The organism is Daejeonella sp. (genome assembly GCF_044342615.1).
Lineage (GTDB): Bacteria > Bacteroidota > Bacteroidia > Sphingobacteriales > Sphingobacteriaceae > Daejeonella.
In genome coordinates this window covers 1-5,150 of sequence record NZ_JBIIPN010000160.1, presented here as the reverse complement: position 1 = coordinate 5,150, position 5,150 = coordinate 1, and the positions used below count along the sequence as shown (strand labels likewise).

The following is a 5,150-nucleotide window of genomic DNA, read 5'->3' as shown; positions in this document are numbered from 1 at the left end:
AAATCTTCATAAACTAAAAAATAAAATCCCAAAGCAGAAAAATCATTCTACTGTATTTAAAACAAATCAAAAATGCTAAAAATCAATTATTGCTAAAATAGCTTGCCGCCATTTCATCATAAGATGGCACATTACGAAAATGCCATTTATTGATAACTGTCCCATTTTTTAATAAAATCACTCCTGGATTAGCTCTAACCATGCTTTTCAGTGGAATACCGTCTGCATAAAACACTTCCATAACTAGCTTATTCTTTTTACTAAATAGATCAGCATCAGTCGAAGAATTAGAGGTTAACAAAACTGTGCGAATATTGAAATTCTCTGCTGCATTTATTGCAAGTGCGTTCAAATTTCCAATACCAGCGGCATCCGTTTTTGTTAGGTCATAAGCAACAATTACAAGATTGTAATAAGGGTTCTCTAAAATCTCCTGATTGTAGTCTGTCCCCTGACTATCAGTTATTTTTAAATCCTTAATTTTTAGGTCAAATCCCTTTTTAATTAATTTAGAAACAGGTTCTCCAGTAATCAACCAATTTTGATCTTTCCAAATTTCAGTTTTCAGGTATTCCTTATCCGTTAATGTTTTAGACTCTCCAGTACTTTTATTTGTAAGATTATAATTAATCTCATAAATATCCGGCTCTGCCCCTGGAGGCGTTTTCATCAATTCTGGAATATTATTACCGATTTTATAGGGTAAAAAATCGAGAATTGGCAGATAGCTATAGGTAAATACTCCAAAACCAAGCGAAAATACCAAAACCAATCCCGCAATTGTTTGCTGAGCTTTTGAATTATTCACTATTGCCTTAATCTGATTCTTGTTAAAAAAGATAAAAAGAATCATTACTAACAATACAATATCCTTTGAAAATGATTGCCAAGGTGTAAGTGGTATCGCATCCCCAAAGCATCCGCAAGAAGTAACTACCTTGAAATATGCAGAATAAAAAGTCAGGAAAGTAAAAAACACGATGGTGATTAATAAACCCCATACCACTTTGCTTGTCCAAAAGCCTAACAAAAGTAGAGCCCCAAACACAATTTCTAGTGTACAAAGTAAAATCGCGAAAGCGGTAGCATAATCATTAAAAAAGCTAATGTGGAACACTTCGAAATATTCTTGAAGCTTGTAACCAAAACCCAAAGGATCATTTGCTTTAATAAGTCCAGAGAAAATAAATAATAATCCTACTAGTGATCGAACAATTTGCAAAAAGAAAGTTTTCATTATATTTTTTAATAAAATTTAATTCTCAAAATCCACTAGGCTCCTTTATGAAGCTCCAATTTAATTAAAGCAAACACCGAATAATTTAACATGTCCTGGTAATTAGCTCGTACACCCTCAGAGGCAAGTGTTTGGCCCAAATTATCTTCAATCTGCTTCACTCTTAGAATTTTCATCAAAATAAGATCTGTTAAAGAGCTGATTCTCATATCTCTCCAAGCTTCTCCATAGTCATGATTTTTTGCAAACATAAGCTCTTTTGTCTCATGCACCTTTTTATCAAAGTACATCTCGACCTCTTCCACAGGCAATTCTGTTCGCTCATCATTTTCGAGATCAATTTGCATCATTGCAATCACGCAATAATTTACTATGCCTATGTACTCGGAAGTAATATCTTCACCTACTTTTGAAACTTTTTTCTCTTCAAGTGTACGTATTCTTTGGGCTTTAATAAAGATCTGATCGGTAATGGAGGAGATCCTCAAAATACGCCATGCAGTACCATAATCTGTACTTTTCTTCAAAAAAAGTGCTCTACACACCTTGATTACACCATCGTATTCAACTGAAGTTTTGTTTATCAAAGCCTTAATTTTTATTTGTTAGAACCATGAATTAATCGGTATTTTGCCATAATATGGCGGATAAAAATACAGTTTTTCAGCAAAAATTAACGTTAAATGTTCGCGGATCCATACTAGATCTTTCGAAACCTAAGATAATGGGCATTATAAACCTCACTCCTGATTCATTTTACGATGGTGGGAAGAATAATAGTTTAGAAAATGCTTTAAAAAAAACTGAAGAATTATTGGCTGAAGGCGTCAACATTCTTGACTTAGGTGCTTATTCTACACGTCCTGGAGCCGAACATATTTCTGAAGAAACAGAATATGAGCGCTTAATCCCTGTAGTTAAGGCAATTACAAAAGAATTTCCTACAGCTTTGATCTCTGTTGATACGTTCAGATCTGGAATTGCCAAGGCTGCCATTGGCGAAGGCGCACACCTTATAAATGATGTTTCTGCTGGAGAATTGGATGAAAATATGTTTCAAACCATTGCAGAGCTGAAAGTCCCTTATATTTTAATGCACATGCGTGGTACACCCAAAACAATGGCCAGCTTAACGGATTACAGCGATTTATTAGGCGAATTGACTCAATATTTCACAAAAAAGATCAATCAATTACATGATTTGGGTGTTCAAGATCTCGTAATCGATCCGGGATTTGGTTTTGCCAAAACACTAGAGCAGAATTATAAATTGCTGGCAAATCTTAATGCTCTGAAAATTTTAGGATACCCCATTTTAGCGGCCCTTTCTCGAAAATCAATGATCTATAAATTATTAGAAACCGATGCTGAAAACGCCCTAAATGGCACTACAGCGGCAAATACCATTGCATTAATGAATGGCGCTAATATCTTAAGAGTACATGATGTGAAGGAGGCAGTGGAAACATTAAAAATTGTAGAAATGCTTAGATCATCTAGCAAAATAGAATAAATCGTAATAAATATTTACTTTAGTGGGATGCAAGATTTTGATTTCAGTTTCCTCAATTTGCGTTTTCTCGATGCAATCGACATAATTCTGGTTGCTTTCATTATTTATTACGTTTACAATCTCATTCGAGGTACCATAGCGCTAAATATTTTACTTGGCTTGGTCATCATTTATGCGGCCTATAAAATGGTGGAGCAAGCGCAAATGCGACTCCTTTCTGAGCTTTTAGGTGGCTTTGTAAGTGTTGGTTTCATCGCCCTTATCGTAGTATTTCAACAGGAAATTAGACGTTTCCTCTTATTGATTGGTAGAAATGCATCCTTGCAGAAGAATAAAGCTTGGTGGTCTTTCCTATTTGGGAACAAGGAAATTGCGAAAAATAATTCTGCCCGTATCAAGCCAATTATCGATGCTTGCAAGAGCATGCAGCAAAGTAAGACCGGTGCATTAATGGTGTTCGCCAAATTCTACGATGAGCAGTATTACAAAAATAGCGGCGAAATTATTGATGCTAAAATTTCAAAGCGACTGCTAGAAAGTATTTTCCAAAAACATAGTCCATTACATGATGGAGCAGTAATTATTTCCGAAAATAGAATCAAATGCGCAAGCAGTATTCTGCCACTTACAGAAAATGATAAGCTTCCAGCTCAATTCGGACTTAGGCATAGAGCTGGAATCGGGATCTCAGAAATTAGTGATGCCGTAGCAGTAATTGTGTCTGAAGAAACTGGCGAAATATCCTACGCAAAGCAAGGCCGTGTACGCCTAAACCTCACTTTCGTTGAGCTTGAAAAATTACTGAATAAAGATTTTTAAATTCTGACCGCCAATTGATTAGATTAAAATCCGAGTTTATAAACTACTCCTTCTTTCATCACGAAATTCATAGCACCAAGTGCTTGGATATTTTTCAAAGGATCGCCGCTTACTGCAATAATATCAGCGATTTTGCCCTTTTCAATCGAGCCTAAACGATCAGCAATTCCTAATAAATCAGCAGCATTAACAGTAGCCGATTTGATTGCTTCCATGGCAGGCATTCCTGCTTCTGTCATGTATTCGAACTCTTTATAGTTTTTACCATGAGCAAATACCCCCGCATCTGTTCCAAATGCAATTTTTACTCCTTCTTTATAGGCTTTAGCAAAGGTGCTCTGGATTTTTGGCCCTGTTGCAATTGCCTTTGGTACAACTAATGGTTGATAATAACCTGGAATTTTTGCCGAATCGGCGACCGACTTACCTGCAGTAATAGTAGGTACATAATAGGTGCCATTTTGCTTCATTAAATCAATAACTTCATCATCCATAAAAGTACCATGCTCAATGGAAGAAACTCCCGCACGAATTGCTCTTTTCATACCTTCAGCACCATGTGCATGCGCAGCAACCCGAAAACCATAATCTTTTGCTGTGCTCACCACTGCCTCAATTTCATCCTTAGTAAATTGGGCTCCGGCCCCATCCTTTGCATTACTTAAAACACCCCCAGTAGCAGTAATTTTAATTACATCTGAACTTTCTTTATAACGTTGTCTAACAGCTTTTCTAGCTTCATCAGGTCCGTTAATTACTCCTTCTTTGGCTTCTGGATCACCCATTATTGCCTTGCCAAATCCATTCGATGGATCCGCATGGCCACCTGTAGTAGCAATACTTTTTCCTGCAGCAATAATTCTAGGCCCCTTAATATCTCCTTGATTAATTGCATTTCTTAACGAAATTGCAATTGTCCCACCTAAATCTCTAACTGTTGTAAAACCAGCCATTAAGGTCCTTTCACAATATTTCACTGCTTTTAATGCACCTTCATCCTCATTTAAAGTAAATTTTTCCAAAAACTGATTCTTATTGGTTTCCATGGATAAATGCACATGAGAATCAATAAATCCTGGCATTACGGTCTGATTTTTCATGTCAATCAGCTTATCTTTTCCAGTCCCAGAATGATATCCTTTGCGCACATCAATAATTTTATTGGATTCAACAACAATGGTCATTTCGGTTTGCACTGCGCTCGACTTACCGTCAATTAAGCGGCCGCATTGAATAAATGTTTGTTGAGCAAAAGCTGGAACAGCTAAAAAAGCAGAAAAGATAAAGGCTATAAATTTCATACACGATTTTTTGATTAGTCTAAACTATTTAAAAAAAGGTGTAAAACAAAAAAAATCCGGCCATTGCCGGATTTTTTTATTTTGTTAAATTTGTAATTAGCAATATTGATCGAATGCCTGACTTAAATTATCGGCAATCATTTGTGCTGGGCGGCCTTCAATTTGGTGACGCTCTATCATATGCACTAATTTACCATCCTTAAATAAGGCGATGGCCGGAGATGATGGAGGATAAGGCAGCATGTGTTCTCTAGCTTGATCAACAGCTTCCTTTTCCATT

At 36.2% G+C, this 5,150-nt stretch carries 6 protein-coding genes; 2 read left to right on the top strand and 4 right to left on the bottom strand.

What is annotated here, in order from left to right; all coding sequences use genetic code 11:
- Nucleotides 1-82: 82 nt before the first annotated feature.
- Both ACIQ0D_RS11355 and ACIQ0D_RS11350 read right to left on the bottom strand, forming a co-directional pair.
- Complete coding sequence (locus ACIQ0D_RS11355) at nt 83-1,237, bottom strand: BT_3928 family protein (RefSeq protein WP_395805690.1); 1,155 nt, start codon at nt 1,235-1,237, stop codon at nt 83-85.
- 35 nt (nt 1,238-1,272) lie between these two features.
- Nucleotides 1,273-1,824 (bottom strand): DUF1599 domain-containing protein, encoded by a 552-nt coding sequence (locus tag ACIQ0D_RS11350; RefSeq protein ID WP_395805688.1) that lies wholly within the window; start codon nt 1,822-1,824, stop codon nt 1,273-1,275.
- A gap of 53 nt (nt 1,825-1,877) precedes the next feature.
- Between ACIQ0D_RS11350 and folP the strand changes: the two genes are divergently transcribed.
- Together folP and cdaA are read left to right on the top strand one after the other, a co-directional pair.
- The gene (gene folP, locus ACIQ0D_RS11345) at nt 1,878-2,750 is read left to right on the top strand and encodes a dihydropteroate synthase (protein ID WP_395805686.1); all 873 of its coding nucleotides are present in this window, start codon (nt 1,878-1,880) and stop codon (nt 2,748-2,750) included.
- Nucleotides 2,751-2,777: 27 nt separating this feature from the next.
- Complete coding sequence (gene cdaA, locus ACIQ0D_RS11340; RefSeq protein WP_395805684.1) at nt 2,778-3,569, top strand: diadenylate cyclase CdaA; 792 nt, start codon at nt 2,778-2,780, stop codon at nt 3,567-3,569.
- Between the two features lie 23 nt (nt 3,570-3,592).
- On the opposite strand, the gene ACIQ0D_RS11335 is transcribed toward cdaA, so the two are convergent.
- Complete coding sequence (locus tag ACIQ0D_RS11335; protein ID WP_395805682.1) at nt 3,593-4,870, bottom strand: amidohydrolase family protein; 1,278 nt, start codon at nt 4,868-4,870, stop codon at nt 3,593-3,595.
- 96 nt (nt 4,871-4,966) lie between these two features.
- Nucleotides 4,967-5,150 (bottom strand): BrxA/BrxB family bacilliredoxin (locus ACIQ0D_RS11330; protein WP_395805680.1); only part of this gene is annotated, 184 nt, incomplete at its 5' end.